Origin of the sequence: Aequorivita aurantiaca (genome assembly GCF_030410135.1) — a bacterium.
In the GTDB taxonomy this organism is placed as follows: domain Bacteria; phylum Bacteroidota; class Bacteroidia; order Flavobacteriales; family Flavobacteriaceae; genus Aequorivita; species Aequorivita aurantiaca.
On the sequence record NZ_JAUGQQ010000001.1, the window covers coordinates 409,974 to 430,941 of the forward strand.

Annotated in this window: 24 protein-coding genes; 19 read left to right on the top strand and 5 right to left on the bottom strand. The window is 40.5% G+C overall.

The window, feature by feature from the left end:
- Nucleotides 1–13 precede the first annotated feature (13 nt).
- From QRD02_RS01925 to QRD02_RS01990, 15 genes are all read left to right on the top strand, one after another.
- Complete coding sequence (locus QRD02_RS01925) at nucleotides 14–226, top strand: AtpZ/AtpI family protein (protein WP_290253207.1); 213 nt, start codon at nucleotides 14–16, stop codon at nucleotides 224–226.
- Between the two features lies 1 nt (nucleotide 227).
- On the top strand, nucleotides 228–623 hold the full coding sequence (locus QRD02_RS14390; protein WP_353959561.1) for a DUF6168 family protein: 396 nt from the start codon (nucleotides 228–230) through the stop codon (nucleotides 621–623).
- A gap of 91 nt (nucleotides 624–714) precedes the next feature.
- Nucleotides 715–1,902: a F0F1 ATP synthase subunit A gene (gene atpB / locus QRD02_RS01930; protein WP_290253208.1), complete on the top strand. Its 1,188-nt coding sequence runs from the start codon at nucleotides 715–717 to the stop codon at nucleotides 1,900–1,902.
- 42 nt (nucleotides 1,903–1,944) lie between these two features.
- Nucleotides 1,945–2,145 carry an ATP synthase F0 subunit C gene (atpE, locus tag QRD02_RS01935; protein WP_290253209.1) on the top strand — a complete coding sequence of 67 codons (201 nt, stop codon included), beginning with the start codon at nucleotides 1,945–1,947 and terminating at the stop codon, nucleotides 2,143–2,145.
- A 107-nt stretch (nucleotides 2,146–2,252) separates the two neighbouring features.
- Nucleotides 2,253–2,753, top strand: coding sequence for a F0F1 ATP synthase subunit B (locus QRD02_RS01940; RefSeq protein WP_290253210.1), 501 nt, complete (start codon nucleotides 2,253–2,255; stop codon nucleotides 2,751–2,753).
- Between the two features lie 7 nt (nucleotides 2,754–2,760).
- On the top strand, nucleotides 2,761–3,297 hold the full coding sequence (gene atpH / locus QRD02_RS01945; RefSeq protein WP_290253211.1) for an ATP synthase F1 subunit delta: 537 nt from the start codon (nucleotides 2,761–2,763) through the stop codon (nucleotides 3,295–3,297).
- Between the two features lie 54 nt (nucleotides 3,298–3,351).
- Complete coding sequence (gene atpA, locus QRD02_RS01950) at nucleotides 3,352–4,932, top strand: F0F1 ATP synthase subunit alpha (protein ID WP_290253213.1); 1,581 nt, start codon at nucleotides 3,352–3,354, stop codon at nucleotides 4,930–4,932.
- Between the two features lie 30 nt (nucleotides 4,933–4,962).
- Nucleotides 4,963–5,301 carry a four helix bundle protein gene (locus QRD02_RS01955; RefSeq protein ID WP_290253214.1) on the top strand — a complete coding sequence of 113 codons (339 nt, stop codon included), beginning with the start codon at nucleotides 4,963–4,965 and terminating at the stop codon, nucleotides 5,299–5,301.
- A 29-nt stretch (nucleotides 5,302–5,330) separates the two neighbouring features.
- Entirely contained in the window at nucleotides 5,331–6,206 is an 876-nt protein-coding gene (atpG, locus tag QRD02_RS01960; protein WP_290253215.1) for an ATP synthase F1 subunit gamma, read from the top strand.
- An 80-nt stretch (nucleotides 6,207–6,286) separates the two neighbouring features.
- Nucleotides 6,287–6,796, top strand: a complete 510-nt coding sequence (locus QRD02_RS01965; protein ID WP_290253216.1) for a hypothetical protein — start codon at nucleotides 6,287–6,289, stop codon at nucleotides 6,794–6,796.
- A 9-nt stretch (nucleotides 6,797–6,805) separates the two neighbouring features.
- Nucleotides 6,806–7,750: a 2-hydroxyacid dehydrogenase gene (locus tag QRD02_RS01970; RefSeq protein ID WP_290253217.1), complete on the top strand. Its 945-nt coding sequence runs from the start codon at nucleotides 6,806–6,808 to the stop codon at nucleotides 7,748–7,750.
- Nucleotides 7,751–7,783: 33 nt separating this feature from the next.
- Nucleotides 7,784–8,278: a DinB family protein gene (locus QRD02_RS01975; protein ID WP_290253218.1), complete on the top strand. Its 495-nt coding sequence runs from the start codon at nucleotides 7,784–7,786 to the stop codon at nucleotides 8,276–8,278.
- A gap of 28 nt (nucleotides 8,279–8,306) precedes the next feature.
- Nucleotides 8,307–8,693, top strand: a complete 387-nt coding sequence (locus tag QRD02_RS01980; protein WP_290253219.1) for a VOC family protein — start codon at nucleotides 8,307–8,309, stop codon at nucleotides 8,691–8,693.
- Between the two features lie 41 nt (nucleotides 8,694–8,734).
- Nucleotides 8,735–9,097 (top strand): TM2 domain-containing protein, encoded by a 363-nt coding sequence (locus QRD02_RS01985; protein ID WP_290253220.1) that lies wholly within the window; start codon nucleotides 8,735–8,737, stop codon nucleotides 9,095–9,097.
- Between the two features lie 41 nt (nucleotides 9,098–9,138).
- Nucleotides 9,139–9,555: a hypothetical protein gene (locus tag QRD02_RS01990; RefSeq protein ID WP_290253221.1), complete on the top strand. Its 417-nt coding sequence runs from the start codon at nucleotides 9,139–9,141 to the stop codon at nucleotides 9,553–9,555.
- A gap of 27 nt (nucleotides 9,556–9,582) precedes the next feature.
- Here QRD02_RS01990 and QRD02_RS01995 read toward each other — a convergent pair whose 3' ends face one another.
- From QRD02_RS01995 to QRD02_RS02010, 4 genes are read right to left on the bottom strand one after another with little or no spacing between them, the layout of a single operon-like run.
- Complete coding sequence (locus QRD02_RS01995; protein WP_290253222.1) at nucleotides 9,583–10,338, bottom strand: DUF5995 family protein; 756 nt, start codon at nucleotides 10,336–10,338, stop codon at nucleotides 9,583–9,585.
- Between the two features lie 24 nt (nucleotides 10,339–10,362).
- Entirely contained in the window at nucleotides 10,363–12,204 is a 1,842-nt protein-coding gene (locus tag QRD02_RS02000) for a GNAT family N-acyltransferase (protein ID WP_290253223.1), read from the bottom strand.
- Between the two features lie 49 nt (nucleotides 12,205–12,253).
- Complete coding sequence (locus QRD02_RS02005; protein WP_290253224.1) at nucleotides 12,254–13,513, bottom strand: aspartate kinase; 1,260 nt, start codon at nucleotides 13,511–13,513, stop codon at nucleotides 12,254–12,256.
- Between the two features lie 14 nt (nucleotides 13,514–13,527).
- Nucleotides 13,528–14,016: a GNAT family N-acetyltransferase gene (locus tag QRD02_RS02010; RefSeq protein ID WP_290253225.1), complete on the bottom strand. Its 489-nt coding sequence runs from the start codon at nucleotides 14,014–14,016 to the stop codon at nucleotides 13,528–13,530.
- A gap of 124 nt (nucleotides 14,017–14,140) precedes the next feature.
- On the opposite strand from QRD02_RS02010, the gene fbp reads away from it, so the two are divergent.
- Nucleotides 14,141–15,148: a class 1 fructose-bisphosphatase gene (gene fbp, locus QRD02_RS02015; RefSeq protein WP_290253226.1), complete on the top strand. Its 1,008-nt coding sequence runs from the start codon at nucleotides 14,141–14,143 to the stop codon at nucleotides 15,146–15,148.
- A 69-nt stretch (nucleotides 15,149–15,217) separates the two neighbouring features.
- Here the strand turns inward: fbp and QRD02_RS02020 are convergent, their stop codons facing one another.
- Complete coding sequence (locus QRD02_RS02020; protein WP_290253227.1) at nucleotides 15,218–15,643, bottom strand: TerB family tellurite resistance protein; 426 nt, start codon at nucleotides 15,641–15,643, stop codon at nucleotides 15,218–15,220.
- Nucleotides 15,644–15,826: 183 nt separating this feature from the next.
- On the opposite strand from QRD02_RS02020, the gene QRD02_RS02025 reads away from it, so the two are divergent.
- From QRD02_RS02025 to QRD02_RS02035, 3 genes are read left to right on the top strand one after another with little or no spacing between them, the layout of a single operon-like run.
- Entirely contained in the window at nucleotides 15,827–16,849 is a 1,023-nt protein-coding gene (locus QRD02_RS02025) for a ligase-associated DNA damage response exonuclease (RefSeq protein WP_290253228.1), read from the top strand.
- Nucleotides 16,850–16,894: 45 nt separating this feature from the next.
- Nucleotides 16,895–18,487 carry an ATP-dependent DNA ligase gene (locus tag QRD02_RS02030; protein ID WP_290253229.1) on the top strand — a complete coding sequence of 531 codons (1,593 nt, stop codon included), beginning with the start codon at nucleotides 16,895–16,897 and terminating at the stop codon, nucleotides 18,485–18,487.
- Nucleotides 18,484–20,946: a ligase-associated DNA damage response DEXH box helicase gene (locus tag QRD02_RS02035; protein ID WP_290253230.1), complete on the top strand. Its 2,463-nt coding sequence runs from the start codon at nucleotides 18,484–18,486 to the stop codon at nucleotides 20,944–20,946. The genes QRD02_RS02030 and QRD02_RS02035 overlap by 4 nt, the downstream gene beginning before the upstream one ends.
- The last annotated feature ends 22 nt before the right edge of the window (nucleotides 20,947–20,968 follow it).

The window sequence follows — 20,968 nt, forward strand, 5'->3', positions numbered from 1 at the left end:
ACGTCTTTCTTTAATGGCTAACAATAAAAAAAATGGCGGGAACAAATGGGTAGCGCTTTCAGGCATTGGAATACAAATGGGGCTTACCATTTTTCTGGGGAATTTGCTCGGCAAATGGCTGGACGCAACTTTCGATAAAAATTTCTTAGAACCCACTATAACCATTCTCGCTATTTTCATTTCAATTTTCAGTGTTATTAAGGGAGTAAACAATATCAATAAGTAAAATGCTTGCAAAAAAGGTTCTTCACTACACATTACTCAGCCTCCTAGTTCTAATAGTTGGATATTCCTTCCATTTTTTTATCCTCAATTATTTTGAAGTAATACACCCTTTTCAAATTTGGAAAATTTATATATTTCAATTTTTTGCAACGTTGATACTTTGTATTTCATTTGAAATAATTGCGAGAACCTCTGAAAAATATCGTGAACAGTTGGGTTTTCTTTACCTGGGCGCCATGGTTTTAAAAATCGCAGTTTTTTGCCTGTTTTTCAGCGACATACTTTTTTCTTCTCACGAACTCTCTAAAGTGGACAGTTTTTCTTTATTGGTTCCTATCTTCCTTTTCTTGTTTTTAGAGGTTATAATAATTGTAAGAATCCTAAATAATAAGCTTTAAAATATAAAAATCATTTTATAACAGGTTTTTATTGAGAAATTCCCTATTTTTGCGCCCGAATTAGAGAGGCGTTATTTTTTCAAGAAAAGCAATGGAAAGAGCATTATATTCAATTAAATTTTTTGGGTTATTATTTAGTTTGCTATTTACAATCAGCAGTGTTGCCAATGAGGTCAATGGCAACGAAGCTCAAAACGATGAGCGCATTAACACTGAGGGTGAAATAAGGGATTACATACAGCACCATATTAAAGATGCACATGATTTCCATTTGGTTTCCTATACAAATGATGCAGGTGAACGTGTTCACGTAGGCTTTCCGCTTCCGGTAATTTTGGTTGGGGAAAATGGCATCACAACTTTTATGTCTTCCGAATTCCATCACGACACAAACGGTGAAGTTGTGGTAGAGAAAAATGGCAGCCGTTTTGTGAACTTCCATGGTAAAATATATGAGTTGGAAAATGGCGCCGCATCAATGATTTTTGACGCCGAGCACCATCCAACAAATGCCTCGCGACCTTTGGATCTATCAATAACAAAAAGTGTTTTCGGAATTTTAGTAATAGGTTTGTTAATGTTATGGTGGTTTTCCTCATTGGCAAGACAGTATAAAAATAGACGTATTCCAAAAGGTTTCGGTCGTGTTTTGGAACCTTTGGTAATCTACGTTCGAGACGAAATAGCAAAACCAAACATTGGCGAAAAAAAGTACAGAAAGTTCACGGGCTATCTAATGACTGTGTTCTTCTTTATTTGGATATTGAACCTTTTGGGTTTAACACCCCTAGGTTTTAACGTTACAGGTCAAATTGCAGTAACTGCCGCATTGGCCATTTTCACCCTAATAATATATACGGCAAGTGGAAATAGGGATTATTGGATGCACATGCTTTGGATGCCTGGCGTGCCCATTTTAATTCGTCCCGTTTTGGCCGTAATAGAATTGGTGGGAGCCTTTATCATCAAACCATTTTCGCTGCTTGTTCGTTTGTTCGCAAACATTTCCGCAGGACATATTATTGTAATGAGCCTTGTGGCCATTATGATAACCTTAAAAGCCGAAATCACCCCGGTAGGATCAACCGCTCTTTCGTTTGTATTGGCGCTGTTTATATCGGTAATTGAAATTTTAGTTGCGTTCTTACAGGCGTATATTTTTACAATGCTTTCGGCCTTATTTATCGGTATGGCAGTAGCGGAACACGATCATGAACACGATTCTGACGGCACGCCTGAGCACACAGATGCCGAGGATGTTCGTGCCGATTTTATATAGTAGTTTAATTTTTTTGTTTAATTAATATTTATACATTTTTTTATGGAAGCAATGGTTCCAAATTTAGTAGGTGCAGGTCTAATCGTTATTGGAGCTGGTATTGGTTTAGGTAAAATTGGTGGTAGCGCAATGGAAGCTATTGCTCGTCAGCCAGAAGCAACCGGTAAAATCCAAACAGCAATGATTATTATTGCTGCCCTTTTAGAAGGTCTGGCATTTGGTGCACTTTTCTTAGGAAAGTAATCCAACCAAAACCTAATTCACTTTCCTGTAACGGTTGGTTGCAGGAAGTGGATTTTTTAAGACAATAAATAACAATCTTATTTTCCCTTTGGGTAATATTCATAGATATGGATCAATTATTAAATGATTTTTCTCCCGGACTGTTTATAATGCAAACGGTCATTTTATTAGTGCTTATTTTCTTAATGGTGAAATTTGCTTGGAAACCGATCCTGAATTCCTTAAACGAAAGAGAAGAAGGAATCCAAGGTGCATTGGATGCCGCTGAAAAAGCCAAGCTCGAAATGCAGAATCTTCAGGCAGACAATGAAAAACTGTTGCAGGAAGCCCGTTCGGAGCGTGAGGCAATGCTAAAGGATGCTCGCGAAATCAAAACAAAAATGATCGCGGACGCCAAAGAAGAAGCAAAGTCAGAAGCTGATAAAATGATAGTTCAAGCGCAAACTGCTATTGAAAGCGAAAAGAAAGCTGCAATTGCAGAAATGAAGCAAACAGTAGCAAGCCTTTCCCTTGAAATTGCCGAAAAAGTAGTAAAACACGAACTTTCCGACAAAGACAAGCAATTGGAATTGGTTGACCAAATGTTGGGCGACGCCAAATTAAACTAATACCTCAATGAGCAGAGCAGCGATACGTTACGCAAAGGCAATTTTGCAGAAAGCAAACGAGAACAATACGGAAGCGGTTGTTTTTGGCGAGATGCAATCTGTGCACAGCACCATTGAAAACAGCCGCGAATTACAAACCGTGCTTCAGAGTCCGGTTATAAAGGCAAATGATAAAAAGAACGCGTTGTTGAAAATTTTCAGCGGCCAGTCAGAAGCTACCCATTCACTTATTAAAATACTGGTGGATAACAAACGTATTTCCTTATTGGGAAATGTGGCCAAAAGCTACGTGGATTTATATAATGACCAACAAGGTGTAAAAGTAGCAACCGTTACCACTGCCGTCCCACTTTCTTCAGAATTGGAAGAAAAAGTAATGGCCAAAGTGAAGGAATTGACCGGAAGCGAAAAAGTAACGCTAAAAAATGATATCAACCCAGCAATTATTGGAGGTTTTATCCTCCGCGTGGGCGATATCCAATACAACGCGAGCATCGCAAACCAATTAGGAAATTTAAAAAGAGAATTTAGTAAATCAATATAATTTTTGTGTCACCCTAAGCGCAGTCAAAGGGTAAAATCATAAATAGAAATAAAAATGGCAGAAGTAAAACCAGCTGAAGTATCAGCAATATTGAAGCAACAACTCACAGGCTTTGAAGCTAGCGCTTCCCTGGATGAAGTAGGAACTGTGTTGACCGTGGGTGACGGTATTGTGCGTGCATACGGACTTTCAAACGCACAATATGGCGAATTGGTAGCCTTTGAAAGCGGCCTTGAAGGTATTGTATTGAACCTTGAAGAAGACAACGTAGGTATCGTACTTTTGGGTCCTTCAAAAGAAATTAAGGAAGGTTCAACCGTAAAACGTACCCAACGAATCGCCTCTCTTCAAGTAGGTGAAGGCATCGTTGGCCGTGTGGTAAACACATTGGGTCAGCCTATCGACGGTAAAGGTCCAATCACTGGTGAAACTTACGAAATGCCTTTGGAACGTAAAGCTCCTGGTGTAATTTACCGTCAGCCGGTAACTGAGCCACTTCAAACAGGTATTAAGTCAATCGATGCAATGATTCCCGTGGGCCGTGGCCAGCGTGAACTTGTAATTGGTGACCGCCAAACAGGTAAATCTACCGTTTGTATCGATACCATTTTGAACCAAAAAGAATTTTATGACGCAGGCCAACCGGTGTATTGTATATATGTTGCGGTAGGTCAAAAAGCATCCACCGTTGCGAACATTGCCCAAGTTCTTGAGGACAAAGGTGCAATGGCCTACACTACAATTGTTGCTGCAAACGCTTCAGATCCGGCGCCTATGCAGGTTTATGCTCCCTTCGCAGGAGCTGCAATTGGGGAATATTTCCGTGATACAGGCCGACCAGCTTTAATTATTTATGATGATCTTTCAAAACAAGCGGTTGCATACCGGGAGGTTTCCCTTTTGCTTCGTCGTCCACCGGGACGTGAGGCTTATCCTGGAGACGTTTTCTTCCTTCACTCCCGTTTGTTGGAGCGTGCAGCTAAGGTTATTGCAGATGATGATATCGCAAAGGAAATGAACGACCTTCCGGAATCATTGAAGGGAATCGTAAAGGGTGGAGGTTCTTTAACTGCACTTCCTATTATTGAAACACAGGCAGGCGACGTTTCGGCGTATATCCCAACCAATGTAATTTCGATTACCGATGGGCAGATTTTCCTTGACGGAGATTTGTTCAACGCGGGGGTTCGTCCAGCTATTAACGTAGGTATTTCGGTATCGCGTGTGGGTGGTAACGCACAGATTAAGTCGATGAAAAAGGTGGCAGGTACCTTGAAACTGGATCAAGCAGCTTTCCGTGAATTGGAAGCGTTTGCGAAATTCGGTTCAGATTTGGATGCCGCAACTCTTAACGTAATTGAAAAAGGAAAACGAAACGTTGAAATTCTTAAACAAGCACAAAACGATCCATACACAGTTGAAGATCAAATTGCGGTTATTTATGCGGGTTCAAAAAACTTAATGCGTAACGTTCCTGTTGATAAGATTAAAGAATTTGAAAGAGATTATCTTGAAATGTTGAACGTAAAGCACAGAGACACGCTTAATGATCTAAAAGCAGGTAAACTGACTGATGAAGCGATTGACGTAATGGCATCTGTTGCTGCAGATCTTTCGGCGAAATATAAAAAGTAGTTAGGAATTCAGAGTTCAGAGTTATGAGTTATGAGCGATTTGTATAAAAGCCAAATTCGAATTAAAAGTTTTGAGTTTGCTTGTGAAATTGTTCAGTTCTCCAGAATTCTGAAAGAAAAACGAGAGTTTGAAATTGCTTCCCAATTACTTAGAAGTGGAACAAGTATTGGCGCCAACGTTCGCGAAGCACAACGTGGAGTTAGCACCAAAGATTTTAAAAATAAATTTGGAATTGCTTTAAAAGAGGCAGACGAAACGGAATATTGGTTAGAGCTTATTGAGGCTACGACTATGGAAATTCCAAACAATTTGAAAGTAAAATGTGATGAGCTAATACGGATTTTGGTTTCAATAATCAAAAACTCATAACTCATAACTCATAACTCATAACTTGAGAAATGGCTAACTTAAAAGAAATACGTAACAGAATATCATCCGTAGGTTCTACGATGCAGATTACCAGCGCCATGAAAATGGTTTCTGCCGCAAAGTTGAAAAAGGCCCAGGATGCCATTACGGCAATGCGTCCCTATTCTGAAAAGCTTACCGAACTTTTGCAAAACCTAAGCGCCACGCTTGATGCCGATACCGGAAGCAAGTATTCAGACCAGCGCGAGGCGAATAAAATTTTGGTTGTTGCAATTACCAGTAATCGTGGTCTGGCTGGAGCTTTTAATACAAATATTATAAAGGAAGCGCGTAGTCTTGCAGCAAACACCTACGCCGGAAAGCAGGTGGATTTTATGACACTCGGAAAAAAAGGAAATGATATTCTGAAAAAATCCGGGACTATTCTAGAAAATAACAACGGCATTTTTGATGATCTTTCCTTTGAAAACACTTCTGAAATCGCTGAAAAGCTGATGAATCTTTTTTCCGAAGGAAAATATGATAGGATTATTTTAGTGTACAACCATTTCAAAAATGCGGCCATACAACTTGTGATGACCGAGCAGCTTTTGCCAATTATGCCTCCAAAACCAATTGAAGGCCAAGAAGCAAAAACTACTGAAACCTTCTACATTTTTGAACCTTCAAAAGAAGAAATTGTTGAGGCGCTGATCCCAAAAAGCTTGAAAACACAATTGTTCAAAGCGCTTCGCGATAGTGTTGCGAGTGAGCACGGAGCACGTATGACGGCGATGCACAAAGCAACCGACAACGCAAAAGAGCTTCGCGATTCATTGAAGCTTCAATACAACAAAGCGCGCCAAGCTGCCATTACAAACGAAATTCTCGAGATTGTGGGCGGTGCTGAGGCATTGGCTGGATAAAATTTATTAAACTTTTTTCAATGGAGCCTTTCGTTTTTTTGGAAGGCTTTTTTATTGGTTTAAATTTGTAATTTTAATGAATGAAAAATGCAAAAATATTTATATCGCTATTAATTGTTCCAATACTTTTACTCAGCTTTTCAAACTGTGGTGGCGCTCAGAATTCAGGTGAAAAGATTGTTTTGGAAAAAAATCCGCCTTTTAAAATTGCTGAGGCATATTATCAAAAATGGGTTGCCGGCGTAAAGGAGGGCGGTCGCGGCACAAATGTTTATATAAATTTCACTGATTTGGACACAGAAGTGTCTATTCAAGAAATCTATTTTCGCGATAAAGCGGCACCAGCCAAGGAAAATCAACCGTTGCAATATGTTGCCTATTTTAAAGACGCTAACAGCACGGATTACATTATGGACAGTGACCCAATGAAAGAGGCGCAAAATACGCCACAGATTCCATTCAAATTGGAAGAAAATGAGGCTGTAATCGGTTTTATGCGGAACGGCAAAAAGCATTTTTATAAAATATCAAATCTTTCCGAAAGGGAAATGACTGCCTATCCGCAGCAGAATCCAAATTCACACGAATAATTTTTGAAGATGAAAATCCTTCATATTGATAGCAACCATCCATTATTGCTGAAAATGCTTGAGGATGCCGGATTTTCAAATGATGAAAACTATAAAGCTTCAAAATCTGAAATTGAGGAAATCATTGTAAATTACGATGGAATTGTTATCCGAAGCCGTTTCAATATTGATAAGCAATTTCTCAAGGCTGCCAAAAACTTGAAGTTCATCGCTCGCGTGGGTGCCGGATTGGAAAGCATTGATGCGGAATATGCTGAAAAACGCGGCATCCAATTAATCGCCGCGCCGGAAGGCAATAGGAATGCCGTAGGCGAGCATACATTAGGAATGCTGCTATCGCTGTTTAACAATTTAAATAAGGCCGACAGCGAGGTTAAAAACGGTTTATGGAACCGTGAAGCAAACCGTGGCGTGGAGCTGGACCGAAAAACAGTTGGAATAATTGGCTACGGCAATATGGGCAAAGCCTTCGCTAGAAAATTGCGTGGCTTTGATTGCGAAGTTATCTGTTTCGACATAAAAGAAAACATTGGCGATCAAAAGGCCAAACAGGTTTCTTTAAAAGAATTGCAGCAAAAAGCCGATGTTTTAAGCCTTCACACGCCGTGGACCCCATTGACGGACAAAATGGTAAATGCTAATTTTATCAATTCATTTTCAAAACCATTTTGGCTTATAAACACCGCCCGTGGAAAAAGCGTTGTTACTGCCGATTTGGTGGCAGCTCTGAAATCTCAAAAAATTCTCGGAGCAGGGCTAGACGTGTTGGAATTTGAAAAAGGTTCCTTCGAGACCCTTTTCGATTCTGATAATCTGCCCATTTCACTAAAGGAACTTTTTGCGATGGATAATGTAATTTTAAGCCCACATATTGCTGGATGGACTCTTGAAAGCAAGGAAAAATTGGCGAAAGTAATTGCTGAAAAAATTATTCAAAACTTTACCGAACGATAAATAGTAAAAACTACTTTGATCGCATTAAATAGTATGAAACATTTACCCACGGACGGTCTTCCCTATTATCTGGAATTTGTGGAAAATTCAGATCTTTTATCACTTTTCACCTCTGAATCGATTTCAGATTTTTTGAATTCAATCGACGAGGAAAAGGCCGGCTTTAGATATCGGAGCGATAAATGGAGTATCAAACAAATTGTCGGCCACATAACTGACCACGAGAGGATAAAGATTTATCGCGCCTTTTTAACGAGCAGAAACCAGAAGGTGGAACTTTGGGGTTACGACCAAAATTTATTGGTGAACAACAGTCGCTTTGAAGAGTTAACGTTCAGTGAACTTTTGGATGATTACAATAATTTAAGGAAAGCTAGCATTAGTTTTATAAAAGGCTTATCTGAAAATCAATTGAATATAAAAGGATGGGCTGGGCGCGATGAAGTTACACTTGAAAATTTTTTAAAAACTATTGTTGGACACGAAATCCATCACATTAATATTATTAAAGAGAAATATCTTTACTAGATTAATATTAAAATAAAAAAATAAAAGTATGGAAAAGAGAGTAACAGGTATAGGCGGTGTTTTCTTCAAATCAAAAAATCCCGATGCAACTAAGGAATGGTACAAAAACCACCTCGGATTGAATACCGATAATTATGGCTGTACCTTTTGGTGGCAAAATGAAAAAGGCGAAAAATGTTCAACGCAGTGGAGCCCCTTTAAAGCCGATACAAGTTATTTTTCGCCAAGCGAAAAGGATTTTATGTTCAATTATAGGGTTGAAAATCTTGAGGAATTATTGAAAATTTTGAAAGAGGAAGGCGTAACAATTGTGGGTGAAATGGAGACTTATGATTACGGAAAATTCGGTTGGATTCTTGACCCCGAGGGAAATAAAATTGAACTTTGGGAACCTGTGGACAGCGCTTTTCTTTAAATTTTTATACTTTTAGGATCACTTAAACCAACTTTTAAATTATGGAAGAACATCAAAACTCTGGATATGACAGTACCAGAAAAGAAACGGGCGAGGCCGGTGAAAACTATGAGCAGCAGGCAAGGCACAGTGCCAATGAATTTAAGGAAGGATGGAATCAAGTCACCCGCACCGAGGAAAACAAGAAAATATTGGCTGGAATTTTGGCAATTGTCATTGGTTCATTGGGCATTCACAAATTCGTTCTTGGTTATACACAGGAAGGCATCATCCAAATTGTAATAACTATTGTTACTTGCGGAATTGGGGGTATTATTCCATTTATTGAAGGAATAATTTACCTTACAAAAAGCGATGAGGAATTTTACCAAACCTATCAAGTAGGCAAAAAAGGTTGGTTTTGATAAATCCCTATTTTAAAAGATAAAATCTAAAAAGGAAAATTATGAAAATCCCCTTTTCCATTATTGCCATATTAATGCTTTGCTTAAGCTGCAACAATGCTAAAAAGGATGAAACATCCACTGTTAATTCGGTAGTGGAAGAATTGTGTTTTCGCAATGAATATCCTTTTCCGGACAGCACGGAAAATATTGATGTCCTAAATCTTGACCTTAAAATAGAGGGAGATTCGGTAACGGGCAATTACAATTGGCTTCGGGCATTGAAGGACCAACGTAATGGAAAATTGAACGGGACAATTCAAAATAAAACCATTCATGCTACCTATCGTTATATGCAGGAAGGAATTGAGGAAACAGCGGAAATAACCATTGTACTTGAAGATGACAGGGCTATTGTAACGGGAGATAGCCCAGATTCTGGCTTAGATACGAAAGTTGCAAAAATTCCCTGTGATTAAAAATTTATAGCGGTGTTTGTCATATTATCAGTTCTCTTTTTTTAGTACCGCTACAATCTGCGGCACATTTTTATTTTCAAAAAAATAGATAGTTTTCACCAAATATTTCAACACCCAACTTTTGTGGGTTATCAATTTCTGCGCAAGGATTCCGATAGCAACATCCCTGTTATTTAAACATTCATTTTTGTTTCGTGAAAAGTGATATTCATTAGCAAAAAGCCACGCGCCGTCCCGTGCTATATTAATACTGAAGCTCACCAATTTGTCCTCTCGCCCTTTTCCAAATCTATCGAGTAATCCAAACAAAGGTGAAACTGAGATAATTTTCGCTTCAACATTCGCAATCATCGCGGCCAGAATTCCATTTATTTTGTTGAAATCGTTTTCAAAATCCATCAATTCGCCATCCTCGCCCACCGTTTCCGCAGCGGCAATCCCGAGATCGAGATTTATATGTGCGTTGATTCCCAAAAGCAAATGCTGCATGATTAAATACTTTCCATTTTGCGCGGCATCGAAGGCATTTCTCCAACTCTGCGTATAATGTTTTTTATTGCCCAAACACTCATATGCATCAATGTATCGGTTGGCAAAAAGAACATCCAGTTTTTCCATGCGCTGGTTGTTTTCAAATTCGTTTTTCAGAATTCCCTCTTTTATACGAACTGTTACTTTTCTGTAAAGAATTGGAAAATAAGCCATGCAGGAATTTTTGGCACATTCAGATTCTATTATCTGGTCCAAGCGAGCAATGACCTCATCAATAGTTGTTGCAGCCATAATCAAAATGTTTTTTGAAATGAATTAATCCGGAATTACCGCATCCTTTAAATTCTCGGTATCGCCATTTTTATCTGAATATTTTTTTTCCAATTCCGCCTGAAATTCCTCCATTACAGGTTTTACGGTACTTTCGGGTAAATCTGCAATGCGAATGTACATCAACCCATCCACAGCATTGTTGAAAAGCGGATCCACATTGAAGGCCACCACTTTTGCATTTTGTTTAATGTATTTTTTAATCAGCACCGGCAAACGTAGGCTTCCCGGCTCCACCTCGTCTATTATTTTATCGAATTTGTTGAGGTCGGCCTCGCTTTCGTCAAAAATAAAGTCCTTATCGGCATCCTTCAATTTTACTTTATATTCCTTCTTCGGATTGATGTATTGCGCCACATACGGATCGTAATAATTGGATTTCATAAATTCAATCATCAACCCTTTCGAAAATTCCGAAAACTTATTGCTGATGCTAACGCCACCAATTAAATAGCGATGTTCGGGGTAGCGAAGTGTGGTGTGTACAATTCCTTTCCAAAGAAGGAAAAGTGGCATCGGCCGCAATTGGTATTCCTTAATTATGAAAGCTCGGCCCATTTCTATGGATTTGCTCATCATTTCATATAGTTCGGGCTCAAAACGAAACAAATCCTGCAAATAAAAACCGTCTATCCCAAAGCGCGGAAATATTTCGGAACCAAGCCCCATTCGGTAGGCCCCAGCCATTTTTTGGGCGTCATTGTCCCATAAAAACATGTGGTGGTAATAACTATCAAACTTATCTAAATCCGTGCTATTGTTGGTGCCTTCGCCCACTTCGCGAAAAGTAATTTCACGCAATCTGCCAATTTCCTGCAGAATATAGGGAACGGAATTTGCCTCTGCCAAAAACACTTCGTAATTTTTACTTATAAGCAGTCGTTTATCGTTTTCGCGCAACAATTGAATTTCCGCCTCCATGGCCTTCAACGGAATGGGCCCAGCGATTTTCTTGGGAGGTTTTGGAAACTTGAGCGTTTTGGGAATATTGTCCAACAACTTTTTCTTTTGGAATGCATTGGAAAGCATATAGGTTTTCTTCCGAAGAAAATCTGTGAAAACGGGTAGCGATTCGTGTTCCTTTTGGTCTTCCACTGAAATGGCATTGCCAATTCTCACTTTTATCAAGCGCTCTTTTTGGGTCAATAATTCCGATGGCAATTTGGCGGTTCGCAGGGTATCGCTCATCTTAGCCAAACGGTAAAACAACTTGCTATTTTTTGCGTGAAAATAAATGGGAACGACGGGCACCTCAGCTTTCTTTACAAGTTTCATGGCCGCTTCTTCCCAAGGTTTATCCACTAAAAGTTTTCCGTCGCGATAGGTGGACACTTCCCCGGCGGGAAAAATTCCCAACGGATGTCCTTCCCGCAAATGCATAATGGCCGCTTTAAATCCCAAAACGCTGGACTTTACATCCTTCCGCTCCTCAAAAGGATTTACGGGCATTACGTAGGGCTTTAGAGGTTCTATTCTGTGCAGAAGAAAGTTGGCAACTATCTTGAAATCGGGACGATGCTCCAACAGTAATTTCAGCAATAAAATACCATCAATGCCGCCGAGCGGATGATTTGAAATTGTAATAAAAGCGCCTGTTTTTGGGATTCGGCGAAGGTCTTCCTCGGGAATTTCAAACTTTATCTCAAATTCCTCGATTAACGCATTTATAAATTCCAGTTCCTTCAGATGTTTTTGGCGGTCATAGATTTTATTGAGCGTGGTGATATTTAAAACCTTCATTAAGGACCATCCCATAAAAGTTCCAAAAACGCCGAATTTATCGACGTTTATTGCTTTTGCAACTTCCTTTGCATTAACGAGGCCCATTGAATTGTTTGGTTGTTTATGTGAACAAATATAACTAAAGCAATTGATTCTATTCCTTAATAACCAATTGCACAGTTTCCTTGCTTTCTTGCTTCAAAAGCACGTTTTTGTTTTCCGCAAGTGCCTTTACTTCAGTTGGGTTGAAATGCCGAATGGTGTAAAGCGTTACATTTTCGTTCCATTTCACACTGAATTTTTCCCGAAGTTTTGCCAAGAGCGGCTCCAAATTCTTGAATTTATCATTCACGCAAACCGAAAAACTGATGGCCGAATTTTGAATCAATTCCACTTTCATTTTGTATTTGTGAAGCCATTTAAAGACGTCGCCAATATTGTCTTCCATCATAAACGAAAAATCTAATGAGGAAAGGGAGATTAGCACTTGGTCTTTCTTTAAAATGAAACAGGAGGTCAATGGATCCAAATGTTTTCCCTTGCCCACGCAGGTTCCCGGGGCGGTGGGATTTAAAAATGATTTTACATAAAGCGGAATTTCCTTCCGTTGCAAAGGCTGTAGCGTTTTGGGGTGAATCACCGAAGCGCCATAAAATGCAAGTTCAATTGCCTCGCGATAGCTAATATGGTTTAACAATGTTGTTTGGGCAAAATAGCGCGGATCTGCATTGAGCACTCCGGGGACGTCCTTCCAAATGGTTACACTTTCTGCATTCAGACAGTAGGCAAAAATTGCCGCGGTATAATCACTGCCCTCACGACCCAATGTGGTTGTAAAGTTGTTTGTGGTTTCTGAACCTAGAAATCCCTGGGTTACCGTTATACCCGTAACGCTTGTTTTTTTCTGGATTTTCTTCTGTGTGGCATCCCAATCCACATTCGCATCGCGGTGATTGGCGTCCGTTTTTATGCATTTGCGTACATCCAACAATTCATTTTTTAGTCCAATTTCTGAAAGAAAAGTAGAAACTATCGCGCTGGAAACCAATTCGCCATAACTTACCACCTGGTCATAAACAAATGCATGGTTTTTTGATTTGTTGACATCCAAAAATGAATTCATTTTGTCGAACAATTTGTTTATTACCTGATAGATGGGATGGTTGTTGGCCTGAAAAAGACCGTTGACAATTTCGAGGTGATATTGCTTGAATTCGGAAACAATTTGCTTGCATTTTGTACTGTCATCCTTTAAATATTCCAACACCACATTTTCCAGCAAATTGGTTGTTTTGCCCATTGCCGAAACCACAATAACCAAATTTTTGTCATTGGTTATTTTAAGTACTTCGGCCACATTTTTTACGCCGTCGGCATCTTTAATCGAGGCACCCCCGAATTTGAAGATTTTCATTCAGATTTTATTTTTTATGAGTTGATATAATTTTTCAGGGCTTGTTCATCCATATGTACCACGCGCCAAGTTTTCAAAACACTCGCGCCGCTTCGTTCATAAAAGCGGATAGCGCCGGTATTCCAATCCAGCACATCCCACGCTACGCGTTTTAATCCACGATCAAATGCAAATTGCATTACCTTTTTGTAAAGGGCCTCTCCAATTCCTTGGCCGCGTTCGGCTTCTTTCACAATTAAATCCTCTAGGTGAAGTGTTCGGCCCTTCCAAGTTGAAAATCTGAAATAAACCAGCGCGGCGCCAACAATGTTTGTCCCAACACCCGTTTCAGAGGAATTTTCGGCAACGAAACAATGGAACAGCGGATTTTCGCCAAATCCTTCCCGTTCTAAATCTGCCACGGTAATTTCCACTGCGTGCGGTTCCTTTTCAAAAACGGCAAGTTCTTTTATAAGTTCCAAAACTTGCGGCATATCGTTTTTTTCGGCTTCTCTCACAATCATAGCTTTCTGTTTAAGTGGAAAAATTTGGATTTCCCTTTCAATTTCCTTTTCGATTTCCCCCCACAAATATCGGTTCAATTTCTTAAAAATCCCGATATTTGCGTCAAATTCAGGATACCACCCAATGGCAAAAATAAATCAATCCCTCGGCGAATTCATTATTGAAAACCAAAGCGAATTCAAATACTCTTCGGGAGAACTGTCGCGGCTCATCAATTCCATCCGTTTGGCGGCAAAGGTGGTAAACCATAAAGTGAACAAGGCAGGGTTGGTGGATATTTTGGGAACTGCCGGAAACAGTAACATTCAAGGGGAAGACCAACAGAAATTGGATGTTTTTGCCAATGAAGTTTTTATCAATACGCTTACCAATCGCGAAATTGTATGCGGAATCGCAAGCGAAGAGGAAGATGAGTTTATAACCATTAAAGGCCGAAACGAGCAAAATGACAATAAATACGTGGTGTTGATAGATCCGCTTGATGGCTCTTCCAATATAGACGTGAATGTTTCGGTGGGCACCATTTTTTCCATTTATCGAAGAATTACTCCGGAAGGAACCCCCGTTTCCATTAATGACTTTCTTCAGTCGGGCATCAATCAAGTGGCCGCCGGTTATATAGTTTACGGTACTTCAACTATGATTGTTTATACAACGGGCCATGGCGTAAACGGGTTTACTTTAAATCCGGCTATCGGAACCTATTATCTGTCGCACCCAAACATGAAATTTCCCGAATCGGGAAAAATATATTCAGTTAATGAAGGCAATTATGTCCATTTTCCGCAGGGCGTAAAGGATTATATAAAATATTGTCAAAAGGAAGAGGATGATCGCCCGTATACTTCGCGCTATATTGGATCGCTGGTTTCAGATTTTCACAGAAATATGATAAAAGGCGGAATTTATATTTATCCGAATACTTCAAAGGATCCCAACGGTAAACTCCGCCTTCTTTACGAATGTAACCCTATGGCAATGATTGCCGAACAGGCCGGAGGCAAAGCAAGCAATGGTTTTGAAAGAATTTTGGAAATCCAGCCCACTTCACTGCATCAAAGAGTTCCCTTTTTCTGCGGAAGCAAAATGATGGTTCAAAAGGCGGAAGAGTTTATGGCCCACGCGAAATAAAAAAACCCGAAGCTTAGCTTCAGGTTTATGTTTTTAAATATTGTGATTCTTGGCTCTTGGTTCCGGTTTCTATTTCTTATTCAAAAGATACCGATAATCCTCCAAATCAAGGCCGCCGCTGTAAATTTCAATGGATCGTTTTATTAAATGACGCGCAGTTTCAACATCATATCCCAAACCAATGGCGTATTTCTCAATTAAAAAACGTTCGTGGTCATCAATTTCATTATCGGCGAAAACCATTTCGAATAAATCGTGAATACGTTCCAAACGCCCTTCGGCATCATTCGGGGGATTGATGGGGTAGTTGCCCGGATTTTTTAAAATTGCTTCATATTCCTCTTCAACAATATCAAGTTTGCGCGCAAATCGCTTTAACAATTTTTCCTCCTCAGCATTAATTGAACCTTTTATTGAAGCAATGTTGGCAATAGATGCAAAATGCCCAATATTTCGCGAATGTTCCCCGCTTTCAAATAAATCTGTAAATGACATACACTTTGTTTTTTAGTATCCAGCAAATATAAAGCTTGTAATTGAATTGCGAGCAATGCCGAAAAAAGTGTTGCGGTTTTCTCACACATTCTTTTTGAAATTCCTTCACCCTAAACTTTTCTTAATTGTAAATGTTGAAAACCACGCTTTGAGTATTTTTAAACTGCTACTGAAAAAATTAAAATGAACCCACCGTTATTAGCCTTCAACGACAAAGGAATTTACTGTGAAAAAGCCGATGTGTACATTGATGCGTGGCGCCCGGTGGATAAGTGCATAGTCACCCACGGCCACGCAGACCATAGTCGGTGGGGGCATAAGCAGTATATTACGCATTACAATAATGTTCCAATTATTAGACATCGTTTGGGTGAAATTTCCGTTACCGGAAAAAACTGGAACGAAACCTTTTCAATAAATGGTGTAAAATTTTCATTGCATCCGGCCGGCCATATTATGGCTTCCTCCCAAGTTCGGGTTGAGTATAAGGGAGAAGTTTGGGTATTTACGGGCGATTTCAAAACTGAAGACGACGGCCTCGCCGAGATTTACGAACCCGTAAAATGTCACACCTTTATTACGGAATGCACTTTCGGTTTACCGGCTTTTAAATGGGAACCACAAGCCGATGTTTTTAGGGATATAAATGAATGGTGGGCAACCAACAAAAGTGAAGGAAGAACTTCGATTCTCTTCGGTTACAGTTTGGGAAAAGCCCAGCGTTTGCTGAAACATCTCGACACTTCCATCGGAAAAATCTACACCCACGGCGCGGTTGAAAATATGACGGATGTTGTTCGGGCCAATTACAATTTACCCGAAACTACGTTGATAACGCGCGATACTTCAAAAGAAGAAATAAAGGGTAATATTATAGTTGCCCCGCCAAGTGCCCACGGCAGCACGTGGATTCGCAGGTTTGTACCTTATGTAACCGCATCCGCAAGTGGGTGGATGACGTTTCGTGGCGCTCGAAGACGGCGCGCAATTGACCGTGGATTTGTACTAAGCGACCACGCAGATTGGGAAGGTTTGCTCTCAGCAATTGAGGCAACGGGTTGTGAAAAAGTAATAGCAACCCACGGATACACGGATATTTTTGCGCGCTATTTAAGGGAAGAATTGAGTTATGACGCAAGAACAGAAAAGACGCAATACGAGGAAGAAAATGCAGAAATCGATAAAAAAATCGAAAATGAAGATTAAGAATATAAAAGGTATAAAATCCCCCCTTCGGGGGCTAGGGGGCTTATGAAGGATTTCGCCCAACTCATCAAAAAGCTCGACAGCACCAACAAAACCAATGAAAAGGTTGCGGCGCTCACCGAGTATTTCCAAAATGCGAACGATGCCGACAAGCTTTGGACAATCGCAATTCTTTCGCACCGGCGTCCAAAACGTCCGGTGAATACTACGCTTCTCCGACTTTGGGCTACGGAAATCAGCGGGATTCCGCTTTGGCTTTTTGAGGAAAGTTATCACATTGTTGGCGATTTGGCGGAAACGATTGCTTTGGTTTTGCCAACTTCCGAAGAACATTCCGAGAAATCCCTTTCCCAATTTGTTTCGGAAATTATTGAACTTCGAACCCTTCCCGAAGAAGAAAAAAAGAAATACCTGCACGACAATTGGTTGGCGCTAAATTATTTTGAACGTTTCGTTTTCAATAAAATATTGACCGGAAGTTTCCGCATCGGCGTAAGCCAAAAATTGATGACGCGCGCACTTTCAAAGGCTACGGGAATTGATGAGGATATTTTGGCCTACAAATTAATGGGCGATTGGACTCCGGAAAAAACGACTTACAAAAAGCTGATTTTAGAACAAAATGAGGAAGATTACCTCAGCAAACCCTATCCATTTTATTTGGCGTATGCTGTGGAGGATAATTTTCAAGAGGATTTGGGTCCGATTACGGATTGGAGTTTTGAGCATAAATGGGATGGCATCCGCAGCCAGGTCATCATTAGAAATGATGAGGTTTTTGTGTGGTCGCGGGGCGAGGAATTGGTGACCGATAAATATCCCGAATTTCAAAATTTTCTGAAAGTAATTCCCAACGGAACCGTGATTGATGGTGAAATTCTTCCTTTTGGAGAAAATGAAATCGGCAACTTCAATGCACTCCAAACACGGATTGGGCGAAAAAATATTTCAAAAGCACTGCTGAAAAAAACGCCGGTAATTCTGAATACGTATGATTTATTGGAATGGCAGGGCGAGGATATTCGGCAAAAACCTTTTTCGGAAAGAAGAAATATTTTGGACGCAATGATTCAGAAAATCAATTCTGAAGAAATCGGTCTGTATTTAAGCGAAACAATGGGTTTTGAAACCTGGGAAGAAGCCGCTGCAGAGCGAAACCTTTCCCGAGAAAAACGCAGCGAAGGATTGATGTTGAAACGAAAGGATTCACCCTATTTAGTGGGAAGAAAAAAAGGCGATTGGTGGAAGTGGAAAATCGATCCGTTTACCATAGACGCGGTCTTAACATACGCCATGCGCGGCCACGGAAGGCGAGCAAATCTTTACACAGACTACACATTTGCGCTTTGGGACGAAGGTGAGTTGGTAACATTTGCAAAGGCATATTCCGGTTTGACTGATGCGGAATTTCGGCAAGTGGATGCGTGGATAAAACGAAATACCTTGGAACGTTTCGGCCCGGTGCGTAGCGTCACCCCACATCACGTTTTCGAAATTGCTTTCGAAGGAATCGCGGAAAGCAGTCGCCATAAAAGCGGTATTGCGACCCGTTTTCCTCGGATTTTACGCTGGCGGAAAGATAAACCTATTGAAGAAGCCAATACACTTTCAGACTTAAAAGCACTAATCCCAAAATGAAGCAGTCCGAACTTATTTCCGTTGCTGAGGATTGGTTTCAATCAAAAAATTGGAAGTCATTTCCATTCCAAAAAAATACTTGGAAAGCTTTCCTAGAAGGTAAACACGGACTTTTAAACGCACCAACGGGAAGCGGAAAAACCTATGCGCTTTGGGTGCCGATTGTACTTCAATATTTAAAGGAAAATCCAGATTATAAAACGAAACATCAAAAGGGATTAAAAGCAATTTGGATTACCCCACTGCGGGCACTTTCAGTAGAAATAAGTCAAGCAGCCCAACGTTTTGCCGATGATTTGGAAACAGGTTTAACCGTAGGCATCCGCACCGGCGATACTCCGCAAAGCGAACGGGCAAAACAAAAACGCCAAATGCCCGATTTGTTGATTACCACGCCCGAAAGTCTGATGCTTTTGCTGGCTTCAAAAGGATATGACAAAATTTTCAAAAATCTTACGGCGATTGTTGTGGACGAATGGCACGAACTTTTGGGCAGCAAACGCGGCGTGCAAATGGAGCTCGCACTTTCACGATTAAAAACAGTTTCGCCTCAATTGCGCATTTGGGGAATTTCAGCAACTATAGGAAATCTTGAAGAAGCGCAAGATGTGTTGTTGGGAATGGATTCAGAATTCAGAAAAAATGCCGTTTTAATAAAAGCGAACCAAAAAAAGAAAATTGAAGTGCGCTCCATTATTCCCAAAAAAATGGAAACTTTTCCGTGGCGGGGGCATTTGGGATTGCATCTTTTAGAGGAAATTATTCCCATTATAAAAGCGAGTAAAACTACGCTAATTTTCACAAATACGCGCGGGCAGTGCGAAGTTTGGTTTCAGAAAATACTTGAAAAACATCCTGAATTTGCGGGTGAAATCGCAATGCACCACGGCAGCATCGGGAAAGATACACGGCTGTGGGTGGAACAAGCAATCCGAAACGAATCGCTGACTGCGGTTGTAGCCACTTCGAGTTTGGATTTGGGGGTGGATTTTGCGCCGGTGGAAACGGTTATTCAAATTGGTGGACCGAAAGGAGTCGCAAAATTTCTGCAACGCGCGGGGCGAAGCAACCACAGGCCCGGCGAACCGTCGGTAATTTATTTTCTGCCCACCCACGCTTTGGAATTATTGGAAGCTTCGGCGTTGAAAAGAGCAGTGAAAGAAGAAGTGGTTGAAGATAGAATGCCATACTTGCTGAGTTTCGATGTACTGATCCAATATTTGGTGACTCTCGCGGTTGGCGACGGATTTTTTCCGAAGGAAATTTTCCCCGCAATACAAAAAACCTTCTGTTTTCAAGGAATTACGGAAGAACAATGGAAATGGTGTTTAAATTTTATAACCCTAGGAAGCCAAAGCTTGCAAGCCTATGACGAATATAAAAAAGTGGAAGTTACGCCCGAAGGTCTTTTTAAAGTTGAAAGTCGGCAGATTGCAATGATGCACCGGCTGAGCATCGGCACGATTGTAAGTGACTCAATGATGCACGTAAAATATGTGACCGGTGGCTTTATCGGGACGATTGAGGAATGGTTTATCAGCAAACTGAAAATTGGGGATAGCTTTGTGTTTGCCGGCCGCACTTTGGAATTGGTCCGACTTCGGCAAATGCAGGCACAGGTTCGAAAATCGACTAAAAAATCTGGAAAGGTCGCGAGTTTTTTGGGGGGCCGATTGCCGCTTTCTTCACAGATGAGTAAAATTCTTCGGGAAGAAATGCAAAGCGAAGCCGATCACAAACGAAACACTCCGGAATTAAAGGCACTCAGCGATATTTTTAATAGACAGGAGAAGGATAGTATTGTTCCCGGCGAAAATGATTTTTTGATCGAAACCTTTAAAACACGGGACGGCTATCACGCACTGTTTTATCCGTTCGAAGGGCGGTTTGTGCACGAGGCGATGAGCAGTTTGCTGGCGTATCGCATCAGTTTGCTGTCGCCCATTTCCTTTTCGTTGGCCTATAACGACTATGGTTTTGAATTGTTGAGCGACCAATATTTGGATATTCAAACGGTTTTGGACAACAACCTTTTTTCGGCGGAATATCTTTATGACGATCTTCAAAAAAGCTTGAATTCCACCGAATTGGCACGCCGGAAATTTCGCGATATCGCCGTTATCAGCGGAATGGTTTTTCAGGGTTATCCGAATAAAATTATCAAAACGAAACATCTGCAAAGCAACAGCCAATTGCTGTTTGACGTGTTTCGGGATTACGAACCCAACAATCTTTTATACCTTCAGGCCTATCGCGAAACTTTCGAGCATCAATTGGAGGAAGGCCGATTGCGATTGGCTTTGGAACGTATCAATTCACAAAAAATAATTTGGAAACAATGCGAAAAAGCCACCCCTTTCAGCTTCCCAATAATTACCGACGGACTCCGCGCGAAACTTTCTTCGGAAAAATTGGCGGACCGCATTAAAAGAATGACGTTGCAGTTGGAAAGGAATTAAAGATCGGTGCATCTTTCAAGTC

Coding starts and splice junctions, on each gene's coding strand:
- QRD02_RS01995 (WP_290253222.1), bottom strand. CDS start 10,338: ATGGCTGCAACAACTATTGATGAGGTCATTGCTCGCTTGGACCAGATA.
- QRD02_RS02000 (WP_290253223.1), bottom strand. CDS start 12,204: ATGGGCCTCGTTAATGCAAAGGAAGTTGCAAAAGCAATAAACGTCGAT.
- QRD02_RS01965 (WP_290253216.1), top strand. CDS start 6,287: ATGAAAAATGCAAAAATATTTATATCGCTATTAATTGTTCCAATACTT.
- QRD02_RS01970 (WP_290253217.1), top strand. CDS start 6,806: ATGAAAATCCTTCATATTGATAGCAACCATCCATTATTGCTGAAAATG.
- QRD02_RS02030 (WP_290253229.1), top strand. CDS start 16,895: ATGAAGGATTTCGCCCAACTCATCAAAAAGCTCGACAGCACCAACAAA.
- fbp (WP_290253226.1), top strand. CDS start 14,141: ATGGCAAAAATAAATCAATCCCTCGGCGAATTCATTATTGAAAACCAA.
- QRD02_RS01940 (WP_290253210.1), top strand. CDS start 2,253: ATGGATCAATTATTAAATGATTTTTCTCCCGGACTGTTTATAATGCAA.
- QRD02_RS01985 (WP_290253220.1), top strand. CDS start 8,735: ATGGAAGAACATCAAAACTCTGGATATGACAGTACCAGAAAAGAAACG.
- QRD02_RS02025 (WP_290253228.1), top strand. CDS start 15,827: ATGAACCCACCGTTATTAGCCTTCAACGACAAAGGAATTTACTGTGAA.
- atpB (WP_290253208.1), top strand. CDS start 715: ATGGAAAGAGCATTATATTCAATTAAATTTTTTGGGTTATTATTTAGT.
- atpE (WP_290253209.1), top strand. CDS start 1,945: ATGGAAGCAATGGTTCCAAATTTAGTAGGTGCAGGTCTAATCGTTATT.
- atpH (WP_290253211.1), top strand. CDS start 2,761: ATGAGCAGAGCAGCGATACGTTACGCAAAGGCAATTTTGCAGAAAGCA.
- atpA (WP_290253213.1), top strand. CDS start 3,352: ATGGCAGAAGTAAAACCAGCTGAAGTATCAGCAATATTGAAGCAACAA.
- QRD02_RS02020 (WP_290253227.1), bottom strand. CDS start 15,643: ATGTCATTTACAGATTTATTTGAAAGCGGGGAACATTCGCGAAATATT.
- QRD02_RS02005 (WP_290253224.1), bottom strand. CDS start 13,513: ATGAAAATCTTCAAATTCGGGGGTGCCTCGATTAAAGATGCCGACGGC.
- QRD02_RS01990 (WP_290253221.1), top strand. CDS start 9,139: ATGAAAATCCCCTTTTCCATTATTGCCATATTAATGCTTTGCTTAAGC.
- QRD02_RS02010 (WP_290253225.1), bottom strand. CDS start 14,016: ATGATTGTGAGAGAAGCCGAAAAAAACGATATGCCGCAAGTTTTGGAA.
- QRD02_RS01975 (WP_290253218.1), top strand. CDS start 7,784: ATGAAACATTTACCCACGGACGGTCTTCCCTATTATCTGGAATTTGTG.
- QRD02_RS02035 (WP_290253230.1), top strand. CDS start 18,484: ATGAAGCAGTCCGAACTTATTTCCGTTGCTGAGGATTGGTTTCAATCA.
- atpG (WP_290253215.1), top strand. CDS start 5,331: ATGGCTAACTTAAAAGAAATACGTAACAGAATATCATCCGTAGGTTCT.
- QRD02_RS01955 (WP_290253214.1), top strand. CDS start 4,963: ATGAGCGATTTGTATAAAAGCCAAATTCGAATTAAAAGTTTTGAGTTT.
- QRD02_RS14390 (WP_353959561.1), top strand. CDS start 228: ATGCTTGCAAAAAAGGTTCTTCACTACACATTACTCAGCCTCCTAGTT.
- QRD02_RS01980 (WP_290253219.1), top strand. CDS start 8,307: ATGGAAAAGAGAGTAACAGGTATAGGCGGTGTTTTCTTCAAATCAAAA.
- QRD02_RS01925 (WP_290253207.1), top strand. CDS start 14: ATGGCTAACAATAAAAAAAATGGCGGGAACAAATGGGTAGCGCTTTCA.